The sequence below is a fragment of the Saccharomonospora sp. genome, from assembly GCF_027317685.1.
Classification (GTDB): Bacteria; Actinomycetota; Actinomycetes; order Mycobacteriales; family Pseudonocardiaceae; genus Saccharomonospora.
In genome coordinates this window covers 1-21,916 of record NZ_DAHVQP010000078.1, presented here as the reverse complement: position 1 = coordinate 21,916, position 21,916 = coordinate 1, and the positions used below count along the sequence as shown (strand labels likewise).

18 protein-coding genes and 3 pseudogenes are annotated in these 21,916 nt (G+C 67.6%); 8 read left to right on the top strand and 13 right to left on the bottom strand.

What is annotated here, in order from left to right; translation table 11 throughout:
* Positions 1-100 precede the first annotated feature (100 nt).
* Positions 101-1,615 (top strand): CCA tRNA nucleotidyltransferase, encoded by a 1,515-nt coding sequence (locus tag M7H19_RS09155; RefSeq protein WP_298179659.1) that lies wholly within the window; start codon positions 101-103, stop codon positions 1,613-1,615.
* 64 nt (positions 1,616-1,679) lie between these two features.
* On the opposite strand, the gene M7H19_RS09150 is transcribed toward M7H19_RS09155, so the two are convergent.
* Positions 1,680-3,599: a TNT domain-containing protein gene (locus tag M7H19_RS09150; RefSeq protein ID WP_298179588.1), complete on the bottom strand. Its 1,920-nt coding sequence runs from the start codon at positions 3,597-3,599 to the stop codon at positions 1,680-1,682.
* Positions 3,600-3,715: 116 nt separating this feature from the next.
* Entirely contained in the window at positions 3,716-3,988 is a 273-nt protein-coding gene (locus M7H19_RS09145; RefSeq protein WP_298179585.1) for a YbaB/EbfC family nucleoid-associated protein, read from the bottom strand.
* A gap of 87 nt (positions 3,989-4,075) precedes the next feature.
* On the opposite strand from M7H19_RS09145, the pseudogene M7H19_RS09140 reads away from it, so the two are divergent.
* From M7H19_RS09140 to M7H19_RS18605, 4 genes and pseudogenes are all read left to right on the top strand, one after another.
* Positions 4,076-4,651, top strand: a pseudogene (locus M7H19_RS09140) (YqgE/AlgH family protein); the annotation flags it as partial.
* Between the two features lie 95 nt (positions 4,652-4,746).
* Positions 4,747-5,055: pseudogene (locus M7H19_RS09135) on the top strand (MarR family transcriptional regulator); the annotation flags it as partial.
* Entirely contained in the window at positions 5,052-5,705 is a 654-nt protein-coding gene (locus tag M7H19_RS18610; protein ID WP_363321351.1) for an MFS transporter, read from the top strand. The pseudogene M7H19_RS09135 and the gene M7H19_RS18610, both read left to right, overlap by 4 nt.
* A gap of 2 nt (positions 5,706-5,707) precedes the next feature.
* Positions 5,708-6,112: a hypothetical protein gene (locus M7H19_RS18605; protein WP_363321350.1), complete on the top strand. Its 405-nt coding sequence runs from the start codon at positions 5,708-5,710 to the stop codon at positions 6,110-6,112.
* On the opposite strand, the gene M7H19_RS09125 is transcribed toward M7H19_RS18605, so the two are convergent.
* Entirely contained in the window at positions 6,109-6,507 is a 399-nt protein-coding gene (locus M7H19_RS09125; RefSeq protein WP_298179582.1) for an SdpI family protein, read from the bottom strand. The genes M7H19_RS18605 and M7H19_RS09125 overlap by 4 nt on opposite strands.
* Positions 6,508-6,765: 258 nt before the next feature.
* On the opposite strand from M7H19_RS09125, the gene leuS reads away from it, so the two are divergent.
* From leuS to ptsP, 3 genes are all read left to right on the top strand, one after another.
* The gene (gene leuS, locus M7H19_RS09120; protein ID WP_298179579.1) at positions 6,766-9,615 is read left to right on the top strand and encodes a leucine--tRNA ligase; all 2,850 of its coding nucleotides are present in this window, start codon (positions 6,766-6,768) and stop codon (positions 9,613-9,615) included.
* A 302-nt stretch (positions 9,616-9,917) separates the two neighbouring features.
* Positions 9,918-10,811 carry a ribokinase gene (locus M7H19_RS09115; RefSeq protein WP_298179576.1) on the top strand — a complete coding sequence of 298 codons (894 nt, stop codon included), beginning with the start codon at positions 9,918-9,920 and terminating at the stop codon, positions 10,809-10,811.
* A gap of 8 nt (positions 10,812-10,819) precedes the next feature.
* Positions 10,820-12,454, top strand: a complete 1,635-nt coding sequence (gene ptsP, locus M7H19_RS09110; protein WP_298179573.1) for a phosphoenolpyruvate--protein phosphotransferase — start codon at positions 10,820-10,822, stop codon at positions 12,452-12,454.
* A 19-nt stretch (positions 12,455-12,473) separates the two neighbouring features.
* Here the strand turns inward: ptsP and M7H19_RS09105 are convergent, their stop codons facing one another.
* From M7H19_RS09105 to M7H19_RS09060, 10 genes and pseudogenes are all read right to left on the bottom strand, one after another.
* On the bottom strand, positions 12,474-13,130 hold the full coding sequence (locus tag M7H19_RS09105; protein WP_298179571.1) for a DUF1707 domain-containing protein: 657 nt from the start codon (positions 13,128-13,130) through the stop codon (positions 12,474-12,476).
* 72 nt (positions 13,131-13,202) lie between these two features.
* Positions 13,203-13,853: a response regulator transcription factor gene (locus tag M7H19_RS09100; protein ID WP_298179568.1), complete on the bottom strand. Its 651-nt coding sequence runs from the start codon at positions 13,851-13,853 to the stop codon at positions 13,203-13,205.
* Positions 13,850-15,004 carry an ATP-binding protein gene (locus M7H19_RS09095; protein ID WP_298179564.1) on the bottom strand — a complete coding sequence of 385 codons (1,155 nt, stop codon included), beginning with the start codon at positions 15,002-15,004 and terminating at the stop codon, positions 13,850-13,852. Before M7H19_RS09095 ends, M7H19_RS09100 begins: the two co-directional genes overlap by 4 nt.
* The gene (locus tag M7H19_RS09090) at positions 15,001-16,188 is read right to left on the bottom strand and encodes an AI-2E family transporter (RefSeq protein ID WP_298179656.1); all 1,188 of its coding nucleotides are present in this window, start codon (positions 16,186-16,188) and stop codon (positions 15,001-15,003) included. Before M7H19_RS09090 ends, M7H19_RS09095 begins: the two co-directional genes overlap by 4 nt.
* Before the next feature lie 122 nt (positions 16,189-16,310).
* A pseudogene (locus M7H19_RS09085) lies at positions 16,311-16,664 on the bottom strand (class III extradiol ring-cleavage dioxygenase); the annotation flags it as partial.
* Between the two features lie 18 nt (positions 16,665-16,682).
* Positions 16,683-18,062 carry a replicative DNA helicase gene (gene dnaB, locus M7H19_RS09080; RefSeq protein ID WP_298179561.1) on the bottom strand — a complete coding sequence of 460 codons (1,380 nt, stop codon included), beginning with the start codon at positions 18,060-18,062 and terminating at the stop codon, positions 16,683-16,685.
* A gap of 429 nt (positions 18,063-18,491) precedes the next feature.
* Positions 18,492-19,289 (bottom strand): ESX secretion-associated protein EspG, encoded by a 798-nt coding sequence (locus M7H19_RS09075; RefSeq protein ID WP_298179558.1) that lies wholly within the window; start codon positions 19,287-19,289, stop codon positions 18,492-18,494.
* Positions 19,290-19,331: 42 nt separating this feature from the next.
* A complete protein-coding gene (locus M7H19_RS09070; protein ID WP_298179557.1) occupies positions 19,332-20,834 on the bottom strand; it encodes a hypothetical protein in 1,503 nt (500 codons plus the stop codon).
* Between the two features lie 5 nt (positions 20,835-20,839).
* Positions 20,840-21,451, bottom strand: a complete 612-nt coding sequence (locus tag M7H19_RS09065; protein WP_298179553.1) for a DUF3558 domain-containing protein — start codon at positions 21,449-21,451, stop codon at positions 20,840-20,842.
* Positions 21,448-21,870, bottom strand: a complete 423-nt coding sequence (locus M7H19_RS09060) for a hypothetical protein (RefSeq protein ID WP_298179551.1) — start codon at positions 21,868-21,870, stop codon at positions 21,448-21,450. Before M7H19_RS09060 ends, M7H19_RS09065 begins: the two co-directional genes overlap by 4 nt.
* Between the last annotated feature and the right edge of the window lie 46 nt (positions 21,871-21,916).

The window sequence follows — 21,916 nt, the reverse complement described above, 5'->3', positions numbered from 1 at the left end:
TTGGCGTGTCCTTGTCGATCCAGCCGTGTAGTAAGGGGAACCCTTGGGCAGTCAGACCACGGTGAACGAGCGCAACACTGAGACGTCCGCCGCGCGGCGGATGACAGCGGCGAAACGCAACGCGGTCGCCGAGCTGATGCGTGTTTCGCCGATCGCCGACGAACTCGCCGCGCGGTTCTCACAAGCTGGTCACCGCCTGTACCTCGTGGGCGGGAGTGTACGGGACGCTTTGCTCGGCAAGCTGTCCACGGACTTGGACTTCACCACCGACGCGCGGCCGGAACAGATCCAAAGCATCGTTTCCGGTTGGGCCGACGCCGTGTGGGACACCGGGATCGAGTTCGGCACCGTAGGGGCGGCCAAGCACGGCACGACGTGCGAGCTCACCACTTTCCGGGCCGACCGCTACGACCGTGTCGGACGTCACCCCGAGGTCGCGTTCGGTGACTCCATCGAGAACGACCTGGTGCGTCGGGACTTCACGGTCAACGCCATGGCCGTCGACCTGTCCACCAAGTCGTTCGTCGACCCGTACAACGGGCTGGAGGCGTTGGCTCGGCGCACGCTCGACACCCCGGCCACCCCGGAGGAGTCCTTCGCCGACGATCCGCTGCGCATGTTGCGGGCGGCCCGGTTCGTCTCGCAGCTCGGCTTCGAGCCCGCGCCGAGGGTCGTGCGGGCCATGACCGACATGGCCGACGAGATCACCCGCATCACTGCGGAACGGGTCCAGGCCGAGTTGTCGAAGCTCATCCTCGGGCAAGCCCCGCGCAAGGGCATCGAGTTGATGGTGGACACGGGCCTGGCCGACCACGTTTTGCCCGAGGTGCCGGGTATGCGACTGGCCATCGACGAGCACCACCAGCACAAGGACGTCTACCAGCATTCGCTGACGGTGCTGGAACAGGCGATCGACCTGGAGACCGCGCACGAGCCGAAGCTGGAGCCCGATCTCGTGTTGCGCCTGGCGGCGCTGCTGCACGACATCGGTAAGCCCGCGACGAGGCGTTTCGAGCCGGGTGGTGGCGTGAGCTTCCACCACCACGAGGTGGTGGGCGCGAAGATGGCCCGCAAGCGTTTGCGTGCTTTGCGTTATCCGAAGGACGTCGTCAACGACGTGTCCCAGCTCGTGTTCCTCCACCTGCGGTTCCACGGCTACGGGCGGGGCGAGTGGACCGACTCGGCCGTGCGCCGGTACGTCACCGACGCGGGTCCTCTGCTGCCGAAGCTGCACAAGCTCGTCCGCGCCGACTGCACCACCCGCAACAAGCGCAAGGCCGCCGCGCTGCAGCGCTCCTACGACGACCTCGAACAGCGCATCGCCCGGATCGAGAAGGAGGAGGACATCGCGAAGGTTCGGCCCGACCTCGACGGCAACGAGATCATGCGCATCCTCGGCGTCGAGCCGGGGCCGATCGTCGGGAAGGCCTGGAAGCACCTGAAGGAACTGCGGCTCGACCGTGGCCCGCTCGGCCACGACGAGGCCGTGGCCGAACTACGCCGGTGGGCCACCGAGCAGGGCATCGATGTGCCGGATGTGCCGGACGCGCCGGAGTCCCCGGAGGCTCCGGAATCTTCTGAGTCCTCTGAGACCGCCACCGACTCCGACGCGTAGGGCGGGCACGGAAGGAAGGCCCGACCGAAACCGGCCGGGCCTTATGGAAGCTCGCAAAGGGCCTTTAGGCCAGCCGTTCGAGCGCGCCGCTTTCCAGGTGCTGCCCGATCGCCCGAGGCAGCAGGTACCCCACCGCTCCACCAGGCAACGGACCCCAGGCCCGCAGCACGCCGCTGAGCACCCGGATCGGCCTGACCACGCGGTAACGGTGCCGTTCGAACTCGCGCTCGAACGTCAGTGAGGTCTCCGCGAACGGAGTGTCCTGCGGGTGCACGAGGTTGCCCGCCTCGTTGCCGTAGCGATCCACCACCGTGCCCGCCGGCAACGTGAGCAAACGTTTGCCCCTGTAGAAGGGCAACGGGGGTTCACCGCGCAACGGCAGGATCGGCCAGTCGGTTGCGTGAGCCGGGGGCTCCTGCGCTTCGACCTCGTCGGCCACGCCGGTGCGGGCCCGACCGGGGAACAGCAGCAACGCACCCAACAGTGCCTCGGCGGCGTCCTGTGCCCGCCGGAAATACCTCGGCTCGACGGGAGCGCCCTCGGCGTGCCGGGCGACCTCCCAGCCCCGCGGCGTGCGACGCAGACACCACGCCCCGTCGGCGACCCCGCCGATGCGGTAGGCGCTGTCGACCACACCGTGTTCGCCCAACCGGGCACGCAGCGCCCGCAGCACCTCCGAAGCCCTCAGCGGCCGCTGAGGTTCCTCACCCCGCTCGACGCGAGCCACCGGATCGTCGTCCACGCCGTCGACCGTCTGCGGCGGACGTGGAGCGCCGAGCACGTCGGCCTGGGCGGTGGCCCGCAGCTGCGGCTCGACGTAGGGCACGCGAAAGTTGTTGGCCTTGATGTGTTCGAGCAGGTCAGACTCGGGTGGCACGCCGTATTTACGCAGGTAGTGCGGTACGGCGGCGGGCCAGATCCACGTGCCGTCGGTGTGGAAGGCGTCGGGCACGTTGGGTGGGCCCGGCACGAAGATGTCGGGCAACGCGCCGGGTTTGGTGTGCACGACGGGAGCCCGGTAGAGATAGTTCAGGATGTCGCGAACCAGCTCCTGCGGCACCGGTGGGCGGTTGACCACCGGCTTCTCGCCCGGCGCGTGCGCGTCGACCACCTTCGCCTGCCGGAACCGCACGTCCAGCGGAAGACCCGCCTTGGCGGCGAGCCAACGCGGCACCTGCTTCCTCGGGAAGTACCGCAGTTCGGCGTCGTAACTCGCGACCGTCTCACGGCCGTCGGGACCCAACCGCCACGACGGCTCGTTCTCGGTGTCGTAGTCGAAGTCGAAGTTGGCCTCGGAATCGAGCGTGTACGTGCCCTGGAACCAGGCCCCCTCGTCGGCGGAATACATCGCCGAGCGCAGTTGCGAGAACAACTGACCGAGGTGCGGAGGTGCCGACAGCGCCACGATGACGTCACCGGCCACCGCCCTGACCTCGAGTTCGGAGTAGTCGCCGACCTGGCGGAACTGTGCGGCGACCCGCTGCCAACCGGAGGGAAGGAAACCGTGCAGCGTGCGTCCGATGGCCCGCAACAACAGCTGAGCGTCGCCGCTACCCGGTTCGCTGCGGGGCGTGTTCTCGTCGGCGAAGTCGTGGCGTTCCTGCCACAGCGCGGTCAGCGAATCCGGGTCGTCGGTGGTGGTGCTGAAGTCGACCAGACCCAGTTCTTCGGCGAGACGTTCGTCGGTGCCGGCCCAGCGCAGGGTCAGCTCGGCCTCATCGGAGCGCGGCTCGATGCGGTAGGGCTCGTCGTCGTACAGACAGTAGGTGTGGATGGCGAAGGTAGCCGGTGCTTCCTGCTGCGACACCACCTTCGCCGGCCTACCGTCGAACTCGGTGTCGAAGCCCTCGGGGGCCTCCTCGTCCTCGAGTACGACGAGTAGGACGGTTCCGTCGGCACTCGAGTGGCTCGCTCGGAAGATTCGACCGTCCCACAAGGCGTACAGCACATCGGGCCGGTCGGCCACCTCGACTCTGTGGCGCACGGTTTCCCCCTCGGTCAGTTTTTCCCCTGTGTCTTCACACGTGTTTTACCGTGCTTTGGGGTAACGGTGTGGCAGAGTGCTGCGGTTGTGAGCAACGAGTTAGCCCGTTTTTCAACCTAGCGGGCGCGTCGGGCGCGCTTCGGAGTCGGCCTCGGCGGACGCAGCGGCGTGAGTTGCCGGGTCGGCGGGTCGATGTCGGGCGGGGTCTCGTTCCTCGCTTCCCGTACGACGGCCAGAACGGTCCGCGCCAGCTCGGCGGGATCGGTTTGTTCGAAGGTGTCCGGTGCGAACTCCAGACCGACCAGTTGCCCTGTTGAGTCGATGGCAGCGCGAACGAGGCCGTCGGCCGAGGTGACGGTGATCGGTGCCGTGTTGCCAGCCGTGGTCACGAGCGAGGAGCCTAGCGCGCACCGTCCGCGATCCCGACAAGACGGTGAACACCGCACGATTGTGGAGCGCGGGGATGGGATCATGGTGGTGTGAGAGCGGACGCCCAGGTGGAACCGGGAACACTGTTGGTCGCTGCCCCCACGATGTTCGATCCCAATTTCCGCCGGACGGTGGTGTTCGTGATCGACCACCGTGCCGAGGGCACTCTCGGGGTCGTGCTGAACCGGCCCAGCGAAGTGGCGGTACACGAGGTGCTGCCGCACTGGGGTGACCACGTCGCCGAGCCCCGGTCGGTGTTCGTGGGCGGGCCGGTGGAGAAGAAGACGGCGTTGTGTCTGGCGGCGTTGCGCACGGGTGAGACCGCGGCAACCGTGCCCGGCGTGATCGGCGTGCGGGGCCCGGTGGCGCTCGTGGACCTCGACTCGGACCCCGACTCGCTGGTCACCAAGGTTCGGGGGCTGCGGGTCTTCGCCGGTTACGCCGGTTGGGACGGGGGACAGCTGGCGAGTGAGATCGAACGTGGCGACTGGTTGATCGTGCCCGCGTTGCCCAGCGACGTGCTGGCCGGGCCGACGCGCGACCTGTGGGGCCACGTCCTGCGCAGGCAAGGCCTGCCCACGGCACTACTGGCCACGCACCCGGGCGACCTCCAACGCAACTGATCCCGGGCGTGTCCGCAGCCTGCGTCACCGTGTCCGCAGGTTGTGCAGTCGTGTCCGCAGTCTGCGCAGCTGTGTCTGCAGCCTGTGCAGCCGTGGTCACGCACTCGGCCATGAGCCAGACCGTCAGCGCGCTCAAACGCGACGGGCTGGTCACCACCCGACCTGGCCGGGACGCGCGGACCCGAATCGTGGAGCTCACCGACGCCGCGCGTGAACTCCTGCCGTTTTTGGAAGCCGAATGGCGGGCCACCGAGGAGGCGATGGCCGAGCTCGATGCGGAACTGCCGTACTCGTTGGCCCAAACCGTTCGCGACATGGAGCAGGCTCTGCGTAGACGCCCGTTCCGGGACCGCATCGCCGAACGGCTGACCCGCGACGAAGAGCGCGGAGAGGTCGAGTCGTGAGCTCGCTGGGTGGACTACTCGACGTCCGCCCGCTGCGGACGAGTGCCGCGTTCCGCAGGTTGTGGATCAGTACTTCGTGCTCGACGTTGGGGCATCAACTCGCGGTGATCGCGGTGCTCGTACAGGTCTGGGATCTCACGGACAGCTCGGTTGCGGTGGGAGCTCTCGGACTGGCCCAAGCCGTGCCCATGGTGGTGTTCGGTTTGGTGGGCGGTGCGCTCGCGGATGTCGTGGACCGTCGTCGGTTGGTGCTCGCCACCACCGTGGGGCAGGTGTTCGTCGCCGCGGCCATGGCGGCGCAAGCGCTTGCGGGAGTCGATTCGTTCGGACTGGTGCTTGCGCTGGTGGCGACCCAGTGCGCGTTCGCGGGTCTGGGAGCAGCGGCACGAAGGACGCTCATGGTCGCTTTACTGCCGGATACGCAGCTGAGCGCGGGGCTGGCCCTGTCGAATCTGAGTTTTCAGGTGGCGATGCTCGTCGGGCCGGCGTTGGGCGGGGTCGTCACCGGAGTCTGGGGACCGGGTATCTGCTACGCGGCGGATGCGGGCAGCCTCGTGATCGACGCCTACGGGGTGTTGCGGCTGCCGACCGTGAGGCCGTCGAGCACGCGAGAACGTCCGGGACCGAAAGCGATCGGGCGCGACGACTAGGAGTGGTTCAGCTCGCCGCCGCGGCGGTGAGGGGTCTGGCGCTCACGGTCTTCGGCTTGGCCGAGTCCTTGTGGTTCGCGTTGGTGTGTCTTGCGGTGGCGGGCGTGGCCGACACCGTTTCCGTCGCCACGCGCGGCACGCTGGTGCAGTTAGCGATCCCGGATTCCCATCGAGGCAGGGTGAGCAGCGTGGAGTACGTGCTCGGGGTTTCCGGCCCCGACATCGGCAACTTCCGCGCGGGTGCGGTCGCGGGCCTCACCTCGCCCGCCTTCGCGGCGGTGTCGGGTGGAGTGCTGTGTCTGTTGGGGCTTGCCGGGCTGGCGATGGGTAACGCATCGCTGCGCCGATTCGGCACGCAGGCTGCGGACACGACTACGCAGGCTGCGGACACGGTCTCCGACGGTTAGTTCTGGGTGCCGCAACCACCGCAGCACGCGCAGCTGCCGCAACCCGCGGGCTCGACGGGGGCGGGCACGACACTGGCCGCGCGGTGACCGAGCACGCCACCACCGGCGACGAGAACGAACACGGCGATCACGCCGAAGACCACGGCCATGATCGTGCCGAGGGTGTCTGGCATCGCCAGGGCTGCGGCGCTGGAGAACACGCCCACCCCTCCGGCGATCATCGTCGGCAGTCCTGCCACCCGATTGGCCACCCGGAACGCCTCGTCACTGCGCATGGTGGCCTCGGTGCGCACTCCCGCGCCCCGGGACCGAGGCAGCTTCTCCCTCCAGCCGAGGAATCCACCCCAACCGACCAGGACGCCGAACACTGCGGGGATCAACGCGAGCACGAACACGACTGCGAGAATACTGCGTCGCGCCTCGGACGGCGGTGGTGTGCCCGCGTGCTGTTGCCCACGACTCACAACGTCGTATGCAGGGGCTTCGGAAAACGGGGTGCGCCGGGCGGCTACCATAAACGGTGATGAAGACGGCACACCTGCTTCTTAGCGGGCCGCGCTGACCGCGGTTCTCGGTCGGTGCGGCAAACCCCTCACGCCTTCGGGCTGGGGGGTTGCGTTGTTTCTGGAGGCGGGTTCACGGGAGGAACGGCGATGACGGACGGCACCGAAGCGGTCCCGGCACACCGCTATACGGCGGAGATGGCCGGATGGATCGAACAGCGTTGGCAGGACCACTGGTCCGCCCACGGCACCTACCACGCACCGAACCCGGTGGGCTCGCTTGCCGACAAGGATTCCGAGGTGCCGTCCGACAAGTTGTTCGTGCAGGACATGTTTCCGTATCCGTCGGGTGCGGGGCTGCACGTGGGGCACCCCTTGGGTTTCATCGGCACCGACGTCTTCGCGCGGTACAACCGCATGATCGGGCGCAACGTGCTGCACACGATGGGTTTCGACGCGTTCGGCCTGCCCGCGGAGCAGTACGCGGTGCAGACGGGCACGCACCCGCGCACCACCACCGAGGCGAACATCGAGCGGTACCTGGCACAGATCCGCAGGCTGGGTCTGGGCCACGACGAGCGTCGTCGGGTCGCGACCACCGACATCGACTACTACCGGTGGACGCAGTGGATCTTCTTGCAGATCTTTAACTCCTACTACGACACCGAGCAGGACAAGGCGCGGCCGATCTCGGAGCTGGAGAAGGCCTACGCCGAGGGACGGCGGGCCACACCGGACGGTCGTCCGTGGAACGAGCTGTCGAGCAAGGAACAGCGGAAGATCATCGACTCACACCGGCTGGTGTACCTGTCCGAGGCGCCGGTGAACTGGGCTCCTGGCCTGGGCACGGTGGTGGCCAACGAGGAGGTTACCGCGGAGGGGCGGACCGAGCGCGGCAACTTCCCCGTGTTCCGGCGGAATCTGCGCCAGTGGATGATGCGCATCACGGCGTACGCCGACCGTCTGCTCGACGATCTGGACCGGCTGGACTGGCCGGAGAAGATCAAGACGATGCAGCGGAACTGGATCGGCCGGTCACGTGGCGCGAACGTCCGGTTCCGCGCGGGTGAACACACCGTCGAGGTGTTCACCACGCGTCCCGACACGCTCTTCGGAGCCACGTACATGGTGTTGGCGCCGGAACACCCGCTGGTGGACGAGCTGGTGCCCGCAGAGTGGCCCGAGGGGGTCGACGAACGCTGGACCGGTGGTGCGGCGAATCCGGCCGAGGCCGTGGCCGCGTATCGGCGCGACACGTCGCGCAAGTCCGAGCTCGACCGGCAGGAGAGCAAGGAGAAGACGGGCGTGTTCATCGGGGCGTACGCCACGAACCCGGTGAACGGCAAGCAGATCCCCGTGTTCATCGCCGACTACGTGTTGATGGGCTACGGCACCGGCGCGATCATGGCCGTGCCCGGCGAGGACCAGCGTGACTGGGACTTCGCGACGAAGTTCGGCCTGGACATCCTGCGCACGGTGCAGCCGAGCGAGGGCTTCGACGGCGAGGCGTTCGACGGCGACGGTGCGCACATCAACTCGGCCAACGACGAGATCGACCTCAACGGCCTGGGGATCGACGACGCCAAGAACACGATCATCGAGTGGCTGGAGCGCAACGGCCACGGCGAGGGAACGGTGCATTACAAGCTGCGTGACTGGCTGTTCGCCCGCCAGCGGTACTGGGGCGAGCCGTTCCCCATCGTCTACGACTCCGACGGCATGCCCATCGCGCTGCCGGAGGACCAGTTGCCGGTCGTGCTGCCCGAGGTCGACGACTACTCGCCCAAGACGTTCGACCCGGAGGACGCCGACGCCGAGCCCGAACCGCCGTTGGCGCGGGCGACCGACTGGGTCGAGGTGACGCTGGACCTGGGCGACGGGCCGAAGAAGTACTGGCGTGACACCAACGTGATGCCGCAGTGGGCGGGTTCGTGCTGGTACCAGCTGCGTTACATCGATCCGGACAACGACGAGCGGTTCGTCGATCCGGTCAACGAGCGCTACTGGATGGGGCCGCGTCCCGAGTTGCACGGCGAGAACGACCCGGGCGGTCTGGACCTGTACGTGGGCGGGGTGGAGCACGGCGTGCTGCACCTGCTGTACTCGCGGTTCTGGCACAAGGTGCTCTACGACCTGGGTCACGTGTCGTCGGATGAGCCCTACCGCAGGCTGTACAACCAGGGCTACATCCAGGCCTACGCCTACACCGACTCCCGCGGTGTGTACGTGCCCGCCGAGGAAGTGGAAGAACGCGACGGCAAGTTCTTCTACAAGGGCGAGGAGGTCAAGCAGGAGTACGGCAAGATGGGCAAGAGTCTGAAGAACGTCGTCACTCCTGACGAGATCGCCGAGAACTACGGTGCGGACACGTTCCGGTTCTACGAGATGTCGATGGGCCCGTTGGACGTGTCGAGGCCGTGGGCGACGAAGGACGTGGTGGGCGCTCACCGGTTCCTGCAGCGGTTGTGGCGGCTGGTGGTGGACGAGAACACCGGCGAGCTGCGGGTGAACGACGCCGAGCTGTCCGATGAGGACCTGCGGCAGTTGAACCGGGCGATCGCGGGGGTCCGCGAGGACTACGCGAATCTGCGGTTCAACACGGCGGGCGCGAAGCTCATCGAGCTGAACAACTACGTGACGAAGACCTACGGTTCGGCCGCGGCGACTCCGCGGGGGCTGGCGGAGCCGCTGGTGCTGATGCTGGCTCCGATGTGCCCGCACATCGCCGAGGAGCTGTGGAGCCGTCTGGGGCACTCGGAATCGCTGGTGCACGGGCCGTTCCCGACGGCGGACGAGCGGTACCTGGTGGATGAGACGGTCGAGTACCCGATCCAGGTCAACGGCAAGGTGCGGTCGAGGATGACGGTGCCCGCGGACGCCGATCAGGACGCGGTGAAGGCGGCGGCTCTGGCCGATGAGAAGATCGTGGCGGCGTTGGAAGGCGCGGAGCCACGCAAGGTCATCGTGGTGCCGGGCCGGCTGGTGAACGTGGTGAAGTGAAAAGGGTCGGGCGCCGCCGGCACCGATCACTCGGGGGGCTACGTGACCGATGCCGGCGACCCGATGCCCGATCGTCCCTGTGGGACTTCGGACACACCCCGCACTGTGGCGGTGGTTCCAGTGAAGAACTCCCCGTGTCAGTATTGTGACTCACTGACACAAAGTTCACCCTATCGGGTGACCCACGGGAGGTTCTCGTCTGCCTCTTGTTCTGGTGGGTGTGAAAGTTACAAAGGATTTCACATACCCACAACTCGAAACGCTGCGGCGGACGGACCTACTTCCGTGGCACCCTGGCTGATGTGACTGCACAGGTGCTCGTCGTCGGATCGGCCAACGCCGATCTCGTGGTCACCGCCGACCGCCGTCCCGGTGGCGGCGAGACCGTTCTCGGTGGGGATACGGAGATCCTGCCCGGTGGTAAGGGCGCCAACACGGCGGTAGCGGCCGCCAGACTGGGCGCCGACGTCGCACTGTTGGGCGCTGTCGGCGACGACGCGCACGGCGGGCTCCTGCTCGACTCACTGCGTGAGTCCGGTGTGCACACCGGACTCGTGCGTGTGGTGTCACGGCCGACGGGACTCGCGTTCATCACGGTCACCCCGGACGGCGAGAACTCCATCCTCGTCTCGCCCGGCGCCAATCACGCGCTGCGCCCCGACGACGTGGTGGCCGCCGTGCGGTCGCCCAAGGTGATGGTCGTGTCGATGGAGATCCCGCTCGACACCGTTGAACGTGCGATCGGCTCCGCCGCCGAGACGGCAACGCGCACGATCCTCAATCTCTCCCCCGTGGCCTCGGTGGCCGAATCCACGCTCGCCGATGTGGATATCCTGCTCGTCAACGAGCACGAAGCGGCCTGGCTGCTGGGGGCCGCCGACGAAGACGACGATGCGGTCTCGACCGCCGAGCTGTCGAAGCTGCTCGATCTCGGTCCCCGCGCCGCCGTGGTGACCTCGGGGGCACGCGGAGCCGTCGTCGTCGAGTCCACCGGGCTCAGTGAGATACCCTCACCCACCGTCGATGTCGTCGACACGACCGGTGCCGGTGATGCCTTCGCGGGGGCTCTGGCCACCGCGTTGGCCCGTGATTCCGAACTACCCGACGCGGTCGCTTCGGCCGTGCGGGTAGCGGCACTCTCGGTCACTCGCCGAGGTGCCCAACCCTCGTATCCGACTGTCGCCGAATTAGAGTGAGCGTAAGCATGCACCAACCGCAGGTCTCCGGGGTCGGAGTGAGCCCCGGCCGCGCGAGTGGTCCCGTCGTCCGGGTTACCGAGTCGATCGAGGAGCCGGCGAGTACACCCCCTCCCGACGATCCCCACGCGGAGGCGGCACGGATCGCACCGGCCGCACAGGCCGTGGCCGCGCGTCTCGAAGCGACCGCAGCGGCGGCCAGTGGTGACGCCGCGACGATTTTGATGACCACGGCTGCGATGGCGTCCGACCCGGCACTGGTGAGTCAGGCCGAGCAGCTTGTCACCGCGCAACGCATCCCGGCGGCGAGGGCGGTGTACGAGGCGGCGAACAACTTCGCCCAAGCGCTGTCCTCCGCGGGCGGCTACATGGCCGAAAGGGTGCGCGACATCCAGGACGTGCGCGACCGCATCATCGCCGAACTGCTCGGTATCGAGCCGCCCGGTGTGCCGAATCTGCAGCGTCCGAGTGTGCTCGTCGCCCGCGACCTGGCTCCCGCCGACACCGCCTCGCTCGATCCCGCCAAGGTGCTCGCTCTCATCACCGAGGAGGGCGGCCCGACCAGCCACACCGCCATTCTCGCGCGGTCGCTGCGTATTCCCGCTGTCGTGGCGGCGAAGGGTGCGCTCTCGTTCGAGGCCGAGGCCGTGGCCGTGGACGGCGACACCGGCGTGGTGACGGCCGTCGACAAGGACGCGCCCGTGGTGACGGCGACCGAAGCGGCCGGGGCCGACTGGAACGGCGTGGGTGCCACGTCGGACGGTCGGCGCATCAAGGTGCTCGCCAACGTGGGAGCGCCCGCCGACGCCCGCGCGGCCGCGGAGACGGGTGCCGAGGGAGTCGGTCTGTTCCGCACCGAGTTCTGCTACCTCGACGTCGATTCCGAGCCCACCGTGGCCGAGCAGCGCGTCGCCTACGCCGCGGTGCTCGAACCGTTCGGCAGCAAGCCCGTGATCGTGCGGACATTGGACGCCGGAGCGGACAAGCCGCTTGTGTTCCTGTCGCAGGAGGCGGAGCCCAACCCGGCGCTCGGCGTGCGGGGTATCCGGGTGTCGTTGGAGCGCACGGGCGTGCTCGACCGGCAACTGGAGGCCATCGCGGGCGCCACCGAAGACGTGGGGGCCGACGTCTCGGTGATGGCTCCGATGATCGCCACGGCCGAGGAGGCGGCGTGGTTCGCCGACCGGGTACGTGCGGCGGGGCTGTCCCGGGCGGGAGTGATGATCGAGGTGCCCTCGGCCGCGTTGACGGCCCGGGAGGTCTTCGACGCCGTCGATTTCGTCTCGCTCGGCACCAACGACCTCGCGCAGTACACGTTCGCCGCCGACCGGCAGCTCGGTGCGGTGGCCGCGTTGAACGAACCGTGGCAGCCCGGCCTGTTGCGGCTCATCGCGATGGTCGGCGAGGCAGCGAAGGAGAAGGACAAGCCCGCGGGCGTGTGTGGCGAGGCCGCCGCCGATCCGCTGTTGGCCCGCGTACTCGCCGGACTCGGCATCAGCAGCCTGTCCATGAACGCGGGCTCGGTGCGCGCGGTGGGCGCGAGCCTCGCGGCGGTGACTTTCGACGATTGTGAGCGCGCCGCTCGCGCCGCACTGGCCGCCCCCACGGCGGCGGCCGCCCGCGTGGCGGCGAGGGAGGCCTAGAAAGCCGGAAGGACGCGGCCTAACACCAGAACAGGCCCTTGCGCGGGTGTCGGACGGTCAGTGAGCTGGCCGAGAGACGGCCGGTGACGACGAACCGGGGACTGCCCGCTCCGCCTCGGGTCTTGTCGTTCACACTCGACCACTTCACGTCATCCAGCGCATTGAGATCCAAGGACGCGTGCTCCGGGATGGTGAAGTAGACCGACCCCCACTTCACGTCGAGCTCGATGTGCACCACGTCGCTGGTCACATTCGCCTCGCTGAAGTCGAGGCGCGCCTCGCCGTACCGGTTGCGCAGCAGAATCGCCGACGGCACCGTCCATTGGCCCTTCCGCACGAGATCCGAGCCGTGAGACCGCAGCACGAGGCGCTCGCCCGGTGCGTAGTTCGGCACGCCCACACCGACCACACCGGGCGCTGTGGCCGTGGTGGCTGTGGCGGCGACTCCGATGGCCTCGGGGTGCGACAACCCCGGGAGGTCCACGAGCACCTTGTTCAACTCGCCCCTGGTGCGTGCGGCGTAGGCGGTGTCGGCGCGTTCACTGAACTCGTCGAGGTCGATCAGACCCCGCCCGATGGCGGTTTTCAGCAGTTCGACGACGTGCTCACGTTCTCGGTCGGAGACCCGGAGATCCCGAAGCCTGCGCTGCTCCGCCGAGATCTGCTCCTCGTTCATTGCTCCGATGCTAGGCATCGGGCCGGTCCCCGGGATCCGGGAGAATCCCTGAAAGGACCCCCAAGGGAGGCCTCAGGATTCCTGGTCGAGTCCGTGTTCGATGGCGTATCGGGCCAGCTCCACCCGGTTGTGCAGCTGAAGCTTGCGCAGCGTCGACTGTACGTGGTTCTCGACGGTGCGGTGTGAGATGACCAGCCGGTCGGCGATCTGTTTCGCCGTGAGACCTTTGGCGACCAGTCGCAACACCTCGGTCTCCCGTTCGGTCAGCCGCGGTGGTGGATCGCCCACGTTGGGCAGGTCGGCCATCCGCCGGTACTCGCCGAGCACCATGCCGGCCAGTCCCGCGGTGAACACGGGGTCGCCCTCGGCCGTCCGCCGTACGGCGTCGACGAGCTCGGCCACCGACGCCGACTTCACGAGATACCCCGAGGCGCCCGCCTTCACCGCCTGCAGGACGTCGTCGTGCTCACCGCTCGCCGACAGAACCAGAACCCGGGTGTCGGGAAGCTCGTTGGTGATCTCTCTGGTCGCGTCCACGCCCGATGTGCTGCCGAGGTTGATGTCCATCAACACCACGTCGGGGCGGACGGCGCAGGCGATCCGGATGGCCGAATCACCGTCGGACGCCGTGGCCTTGACGTCGAAGTCGTGCTCGGAGAGGTCGCGGGCGACACCGTCACGCCAGATCGGATGATCATCGACGATCATGACCGATATCGTCATCGGACTTTCCTCCCTGATCTCGGTCTCGGGACCCGTATTTCCCACTCGGTGCCCTCACCGGGGGCGGTTTCGAGCGTGCACGTGCCGCCGAGTTCGGTGACTCTGCCCCGGATCGACTTGGCGACACCGAGGTGTCCCTCACTCAGCGCCTGTTCGAGCCTGCCCGGTGGAATCCCCGGCCCGTCGTCTCTGACCGTCAACACGATTTCTTCTCCCAGGTCTTCGAGCAGGACCCAGGCCTTGGCCGACGGTCCCACATGTTTCTCTACATTGGACAAAGCTTCTCTGGTGGCCGCGACGAGTTCGGTCACGACGTTCGACGGCATCGGAACTTTCCCGGCGGGGGCAGCGATCTGCACCCGCGACGTCGAAAGGATCTGCAGGGCCGAACGCAGATCCGAGATGTCGTTCTCCGAGTGGCTGTTCGGTTCCGTGGTGACCAACGCTCGCAGCGCGATTTCCTGCTCCCCCGCCAATCGGGCGAGTTCGGCGGCCTCGCCGCCCAGCTCGGAACCGCGCCTCCGGACGCGCGCGAGCACCTGCAAAACACTGTCGTGAATGGAACGTGCGAGACGCTCCCGCTCGGCCGTCGCGGCCTCGCTGCGCATGGCTCGAGCTAACGCGGCCTGTGAGCGGCGGGCCGTGGTGGCCGTGACACCGAGCAGTAGCCCGCTGGCGGTCAACAGCACACCGTCGCTGGCCACGTTGAGGTCCAGGGTGAGCCTGGCCACTCCCGTGCACCCCGTCAGGATCAGCCCCGCGACGACGCCTCCCACCGCCCCGAAGCGGATACCCGCCGCCAGCGGCGGCACGGCCGCCCACACCGTCGTCACCAACGGAGCGAGCTGCTCGTACTGGGCTTCGGACAACACGAACGGCGACGTCAGCATGATCGCGCACGTGACGGCCACGTCGATCACCACGATCCACGCCTCACGACCGGCGGGACGCGTGTAGGCGACGCTGGTCACGCACGACCAGGCCAACATCGCGCCGAGGCCCACCCACGCCAGCCAAGGGCGGACGTAGTTGTCGTGGTGCACCAGGACGGCGCTGAAGGCGAAACCGAGGGTGATCCAGCGCAACGCGACAGTTCCCCACCACAACGGTGTCGCTGGATCACGCAACGACGTGGACGTGGAGCTGGTCATGCCGGATCGGGCTCCTTGCGGGCCTTGTCCGAGCCGTAGGACGGTGGCTCGTCGCCGCCGGTGTCGTCCGTCCCAGGTTCCACGTGCGCCGCGGCGGTTCTCTCCTCGTCGTTCTCGTCATCCTCGTCGCCCTGGAGCAGTGACTTGATGCCGGAGTTCAGCACGGCGAGCAGTGGGACCGACAGCAGCGCGCCGGGAATGCCCGCGGTGGTCATACCCGCCGTGATGGCGAGGATGACGGCCAGCGGGTGCAGGCGCACGGCCCGGCCCAGCAGCAGCGGCTGCAGCACGTGACTTTCGAGCTGCATCACGCCCACCACGATGGCGAGCACGATGAGTGCGGTGATGAACCCGTTGGTCACCAGCGCGACCAGCACGGCGACGGCTCCGGTGACGACCGCCCCGATGATGGGGATGAAGGCGCCCAGGAACACCAGAGTGGCCAGCGGAATGGCCAGCGGCACGCCGACGATCCACAGGCCGATGCCGATGCCCACACCGTCCACCACAGCGACCGCAGCGGTAGCGCGCACGTAGCTGACGAGTGAGTCGAAGCCTCGCCGCCCGGCGATGTCCACCCGTCTACGCACGGGCGCCGGCACACCGCGCATCAGAAAACCCCAGATCTGCTGCCCGTTCGCCAGGAAGAAGATGAGCACGAACAGCGTCAGCAGCAGGCCGGTGAGGATCTCGCCGACGGTGCCCGCGGTGGAGAGAGCGCTGTCGGCGATGGTGGCCTGGTTCTCCTGGAGGAAGTCGACGGCGTTGTTGACGAAGTCCACGATCTGGGTCTCACGCAGGTGCAGCGGCCCGTTGATGAGCCAATCGTTGACCTGTTCGAGACTGCTGTTCACCTTCTCCTGGAGGGCGGGCAGGCCCGCGGTGAACTGGGTGATCACGAACGTCAGCAGGGCACCGACGAGGCCGAGGCCGCCGATCAGCACGATCGCCGCCGCGATGGACTGCGGAATGCGGTACTTCACGAGGCGTTGCACGGCGGGCGCGAGAAGAGCGGCCAGTAGCAGCGCGATGGCCACCGGCACCACCACGAACGACAGGTAGCCGATGAGCCAGACTACGACATAGAGCGCCGCCACCACGACGAGGAAGCGCCAGGACAGGGCGGCGGACACCCGCAGCCCTTTGGGCACCCAGCCGACGACTTCCGCGTCTTCGGACAACAGCGGTTTCGTGTTCTTCGTGCGGCCGTTACGGCCCCCAGTTCCGTTTTCCGACTCGCTCACGAGGTAACCGTATCGGTCCTGCCCCGTGCCGGGGTTGTGACCTGATCCGCTGTCTGCGGAGCTCAGTCCAGCTGCAACGAGCGTTTCGCGAGCCCGAACCAGAAGCCGTCGATCACGGTGCGGGGTGTTCGTGCGGCGTCGTGCGCGCCGAGTGCGACGAACAGCGGTGCGAAATGCTCCGTACGCGGGTGTGCGAGTGCGGCGGCGGGAGCCTTGTGCCGGAAATCGAGTATCGAGTCGATGTCCCCGCCGGCGAGTGTTTCGGAGCCCCAGTGGTCGAACTCTGCCGACCACGAGGGTGGCGGCCCGTCGACGCTCGTGCTCAGCGCACTCAGGTTGTGGGTGAAGAACCCGCTGCCGATGATGAGCACCCCTTGGTCGCGTAGCGGCGCGAGTCTGCGGCCGACGCCGAACAGGCTCCTTTCTTCGCTCGACTATTCGTGGGCCAGGTCGCTGAAGCGGCTGTAGTGCAGCTGGTGGGCCACGCTGATGGTGCTCGTCGGACCCGCGCGATGCTTGGCCAGGATCAGGTCCGCCTCACCGGCACGTGGGTCGTCACGCTCCCACGCGTCGGGCCGGTGGATGAGCAGCACCACGTCGGCGTCCTGCTCTAAAGACCCACTCTCCCTCAGGTCGGCCAGCATGGGCCGCTTGTCGTTGCGCTGCTCCGGGCCACGGTTGAGCTGACTGATCGCCACCACGGGGACCTCCAGCTCTTTGGCCAGCAGCTTCAACTGCCGCGAGAACTCGGAGACTTCCTGCTGCCGTGACTCGACTCGCTTGCCCGAGGTCATCAGCTGCATGTAGTCGACGACGATCAGCTTCAGGTCGTTGCGCTGCTTCAGCCTCCGCGCCTTGGCGCGGATCTCCATCATCGTGAGGTTCGGCGAGTCGTCGATGAACAACGGTGCCTCGCTGATCTCGCTCATGCGCCGGGCCAGCCGCGTCCAGTCGTCGTCGGACATGCGCCCACCCCGCATGTCGGCGAGCCTGATCTTGGCCTCGGCCGACAACATACGCATCACGATCTCGGTGCGGCTCATCTCCAGCGAGAAGATGACGCTGGTCATGCCGTGTTTGATGGAACAGGAGCGGGCGAAGTCCAAGCCCAGCGTCGATTTCCCCACACCGGGACGCGCCGCGATGATGACCATCTGCCCGGGGTGCAGACCATTGGTGACCTCGTCGAGGTCGGCGAAGCCGGTGGGAATGCCTTGCGCCGTACCGCCTCTGGACGCGATGGCGTCGATCTCGTCCATCGTCGGCTGGAGCAACTCCTCCAGTGCGATGTAGTCCTCGCTGGTGCGCCGCTCGGTGACTTCGTAGATGGCGGCCTGCGCGCGGTCGACGACCTCGTTGACGTCGCCGCCGTCGCTGCTGTCGGCCCCGTAGCCGTACTGGACGATGCGCGTGCCCGCTTCCACGAGCCTGCGCAGGATCGCCTTCTCGGCCACGATCCTGGCGTAGTAGCCCGCGTTGGCCGCCGTGGGCACGGTGGCGATCAACGTGTGCAGATACGGTGCCCCGCCCACCCGGGCGAGTTCGCCTCGGCGTTCCAGTTCGGCCGACACGGTGATCGGGTCGGCGGGTTCGCCCCGTCCGTAGAGGTCGAGGATGCAGTCGTAGACGGCCTGGTGGGCGGGTCGGTAGAAGTCGCCGGGACGCAGCACCTCGACGACGTCCGCGATCGCGTCCTTGGACAGCAACATGCCGCCGAGCACCGACTGTTCCGCCGCCGTGTCCTGGGGCGGCTGACGTTCGAACCCGCCGTGTTCGCCGGTGAACGCGGAACCGCGGTCGTCGGTGATCGCCACTGGTGCAGGCACCTCCCGGAAAAAGGCTGGATCGAACATCTGTTCGATGATTTATCGAGTGTGGACGAGCGGACGAGTCCGCGTTTCGCACTCTCTGTCCGGGCACGCTAGATCGCTCGGACGGAGCATCGCAATTCCACCTGTGGATGCAGCTGTGGATAACTTGTTGATGACTGGCCCTAGTTGTCCACAGGTGTGCGGAAGCCTGTGGATAACCTGGGGAGAACTTATGTCTGTTTCATGAAAAACGCAGGTCAGGCCCTGTGGATAACTTGTGGAGAACTTTGTGTGTGATCTGTCGGCGTGTCGCGCGATACCCGCCCTTCGGCGTGTCGCGGTCCGGGGCGGATCTCCGTCCCGGACTAGACCTGTGGATAACGTTACGCAGCGTAGAGTGATCGCACCGTAGGCTGAACGGGTGCGAATCCATCAGGCGATGGGTAGCCGACTATGTGCTTTCCGTAGCCGCTCGGCGAGCAATTGTGGTGATGCCGGGTGGAACGCGATCATCGGTTCCCCACTGCCCGGCACCTCCTCGGTCAGCCAACGCCCCTCGGAAGTGTCGATGTAGTTCACCGGGCGCTCGGCACGCTCCCGTTTGCCGCTACGGCTGCGTGCCGCCACGTACAGACTTCCGCCGCCCAACCTGGGCAGCCCGAGGATACGGCGCATCTCCGACGCCTCCGTCGCCGTGGCGCTGCGCCGACCGTTGTTCATCACGGAGAAGTTCTCGCCGTCGAATTCGCGCTGCCTCGCACCACCCGACATCACGCTCTTCGGCACCCACAGCGGCTGGCCCCGGCCGGGGCTCAGCGCCGGTAACTGGGCGATGAAGTTCTCCATCAGTTCGTTGGGGTGGACGCACCCGAACGCCACGACGTCCGAATCGGAATTACGGACCAGCACGAACGCCTCGCCGACACCGGTTCCGGCCAGCACCGCGTAATTCACGGCCTGGTCCTCGATGCCACCGTTGATCCACGCGTAGTACTCCAACGTGGGATTCGCGATGGCTTCCACGGTGGCTACCAGGTCCCGATGCACGCCGCTGCCGTCGAGCAGCCCGAGGTGGGCCAACTCGGTGTTGGCCCGTTCCTCGGCCTGCTTCCGCGCGCGTTCGTCCTCCCACACCGGTGTGCTCGACAGCACGGGGTGTGGTTCGGCACCGGTGCGGCGAATGAGGTTGAGCATGGTGGCCGTCGACATGCTCACCTGCTGTTCCAGCACGGTTTTCGTCCTCTTTCGTGGTTCCAGTCCAGCCGGAGAGACCTACTCACCGATGACCGGCGGTGCGGTCAGCTCGTCGCTGCCGAACAACGAGTCTCCGTCTTCCTCGACGAGGAATTTGGTCTGGTGCTCCTCGTCCTCGGAGCCCTGTCCACGGGCGGCGCCCATGGCGCCCATCGGCACCCCGGCCATGCCCCGTGCACCGGCGGCACCCGCTCCGGCGCCGGCTCCGGGGCCCGCCATCGCACCGCGTGCGCCCGGCGCCGCGGCACCCGTGGACGAACCCGGAGCACCGGCCCCCGGTCCGCCTGCGCCGACGCCTCCGGTTCCGGCACCGACTCCCCCGACGCCTCCGGCACCGGGAACGAACGCGCCGCCGACCGGGGCGATACCGCCGGCACCACCGGCGCCCACACCACCGCCGACACCACCGAACCCGGGTGTGGAACCACCCGGGGTGAAGCCGCCGCTTCCGCCGCCGGGCAGGTTCACGTTGCCGCCGCCGATGCCACCACCGAATCCGCCACCACCGGAGAACCCGGGAGTGGTACCCGACGGCGGCGTGTAACCGGATGCGCTGGTGCTGTCGTCCCAGGTGCCCGGCGAGTACTCGAAGCTGGGAGTGCCCCCGCCACCGATACCGCCACCGGCACCGCTGCCGACTCCACCGCTACCGACGCTGCCACCACCGATGCCGGGGTAGCTGCCACCGGGCACGCCACCGGCGTAACCACCGCCTGCGCCGCCACCGGCACCACCGCCGGCGTAACCGGCGCCCGCGCCACCACCGGCGTAGCCGCCACCGGCGCCCGCGCCACCACCGGCACCGCTGCCGACGCCACCGGCACCGCCGCCCGGGAAGGCGCCACCTGCCGCTCCGCCACCGGCGCCCCCGCCACCGGCGATGCCGCTGGTGTCCACCTGGATGTCACCGAACTGGCCGTCGACGGTGCTGTAGACGGGCAGGGACTGAGCGTTGGCGCTGCTCGCGCTGTAGTAGGCGTTGTAAGCCTCGACGTTGGCCTGCGCCTTGGCGTTGTACGCCTGGATGGCCTTGTCGGTGTCGGTTTCCCACGGCGTGATGTCGTTTAAGAAGTTGCTCTCCGGCGGTTGAGCGGGCAACGGCTGTACCTGCGAGCGCACCGAGCTGAAAGCGTCAAGCTGCGCGGCCATGGTGTTGTCGCTCGCGTTCAGCTTGCCTCGGGAGTCCTCCAGCCACTGCTTCAGCGGGTGAGCCCCGGCCTTGGCGGCCTCGGCGGAGTCGCCCTGCCACGCTTCGTCCATCCTCCTGGCGAGCGCGTCCATCTGACTGATGCGTTCGCCGAAGTTGTTCTTCAACGTGTCGGCCGACTCCCGCCCGGTCATGAGGGACTGGCCGTTGTCGCCCGCGTGGAGCAGCTCGTAGATCTGGTGCGCGGCGAGCTGTCGACCACCGGCGCTCGCCGCGTAGTCACCGGCCTCTTCCTGGGTCAGGATGCCGTAGGCCGCGGTACCACCGACAGCGGCGGCACCGCCCGCGATGATCGGAACGAGGAACAACGGCATACTGATCAACTCCCCAGGGTGGTGACGACGGCTTCGGCGGCGTCGGCGGCCAGTTCGCACGACGCTTCAGCGTTTTCTGCAGAGGCGAGATTCGTCATGATGTGGACGACTTCGTGGTCGTTCACGCCGATCCACAAGTCACATATCCCCGAATCCCTGCTGTCGAGGAGACTCGCGTAGACGGCGGGATAACCGGCGACCTCGGTGGGTTCGAAGTACTCGTTGGATTCCTTGTCGGCGTAGAGGGAGTTCAGGCCGTCCTCGTTCTCGACGATGACCGAGAGGTTGACGGAGTCCAGACTCTCTTCGGTGCGCTCCCAGCTACAGGCACCGCTTTCGAACCCTTCGTTCGGCCGCTCCTCCCCTTCGGCGAGCCCGAGCCGATCGAGCTGGGAGGACGAGAGCGCTCCACATGGGTCGGTCACAAGAGAGACGGTGTCGAGCGGATCCGTCACCTTCGGTGCTTCGGCCTCGGTGGTGTCCACCGAGGACACGGGTGCGTCGGTCTGCCCGGGCGGACTCGACGAGTCCGCCGCTGAATCATCACCACAGGCGGTCAGCACGGACGCCGCGGTGGCGAGGACGAGCACGGAGACGGCGCGGGCCGTGCGGCTCATACCTCCATCACTCCTGAGCCGACCTTGTTGACGTCCTCCTGCGACTGTTCCTCGCGGGTGGTGATGCCGTCACGGGCGTTGCGCAGCGCGTCAATGTACTTTTGGACGTAGTCCATCATCTTCTGGGTCGCCTGCATGAAGGCTTTTCCCGAAGGGTTGGCGTAGGCCGTAAAGTCCTCGCTGGCGGGCTCGGCCCCCGGCGGCCGCACGAGCGCCATGTCCTGCGCTCGCTGGTAGTCGTGGGTGAGGCTGGCGTATAGGTCCTCCCACTCCGCGATGACCTGGTCGATCTCCTCACGGGAGAACTTGTAACCACCCCCGCTGGGTGCCGGAGCCCCGGCGATCTTCGGCGCCGCGACCGCGATCGTGCTTCCAACGGCTTTGTTGACCGCCGCGCCGCCGTCCGCTGCTACGTGCATGTCCAAGTCCCCTTCAAAGCCTCGAAGTGAGAAGCAGTCTGCTCAG

What these genes read in the sequence shown, in the direction of transcription:
- M7H19_RS09100 (WP_298179568.1), bottom strand. Translation starts at nt 13,853, where the DNA reads ATGACGATATCGGTCATGATCGTCGATGATCATCCGATCTGGCGTGAC.
- M7H19_RS09105 (WP_298179571.1), bottom strand. Translation starts at nt 13,130, where the DNA reads ATGAACGAGGAGCAGATCTCGGCGGAGCAGCGCAGGCTTCGGGATCTC.
- leuS (WP_298179579.1), top strand. Translation starts at nt 6,766, where the DNA reads ATGACGGACGGCACCGAAGCGGTCCCGGCACACCGCTATACGGCGGAG.
- M7H19_RS09065 (WP_298179553.1), bottom strand. Translation starts at nt 21,451, where the DNA reads ATGAGCCGCACGGCCCGCGCCGTCTCCGTGCTCGTCCTCGCCACCGCG.
- M7H19_RS09060 (WP_298179551.1), bottom strand. Translation starts at nt 21,870, where the DNA reads ATGCACGTAGCAGCGGACGGCGGCGCGGCGGTCAACAAAGCCGTTGGA.
- M7H19_RS09095 (WP_298179564.1), bottom strand. Translation starts at nt 15,004, where the DNA reads ATGACCAGCTCCACGTCCACGTCGTTGCGTGATCCAGCGACACCGTTG.
- ptsP (WP_298179573.1), top strand. Translation starts at nt 10,820, where the DNA reads ATGCACCAACCGCAGGTCTCCGGGGTCGGAGTGAGCCCCGGCCGCGCG.
- M7H19_RS09070 (WP_298179557.1), bottom strand. Translation starts at nt 20,834, where the DNA reads ATGCCGTTGTTCCTCGTTCCGATCATCGCGGGCGGTGCCGCCGCTGTC.
- M7H19_RS09155 (WP_298179659.1), top strand. Translation starts at nt 101, where the DNA reads ATGACAGCGGCGAAACGCAACGCGGTCGCCGAGCTGATGCGTGTTTCG.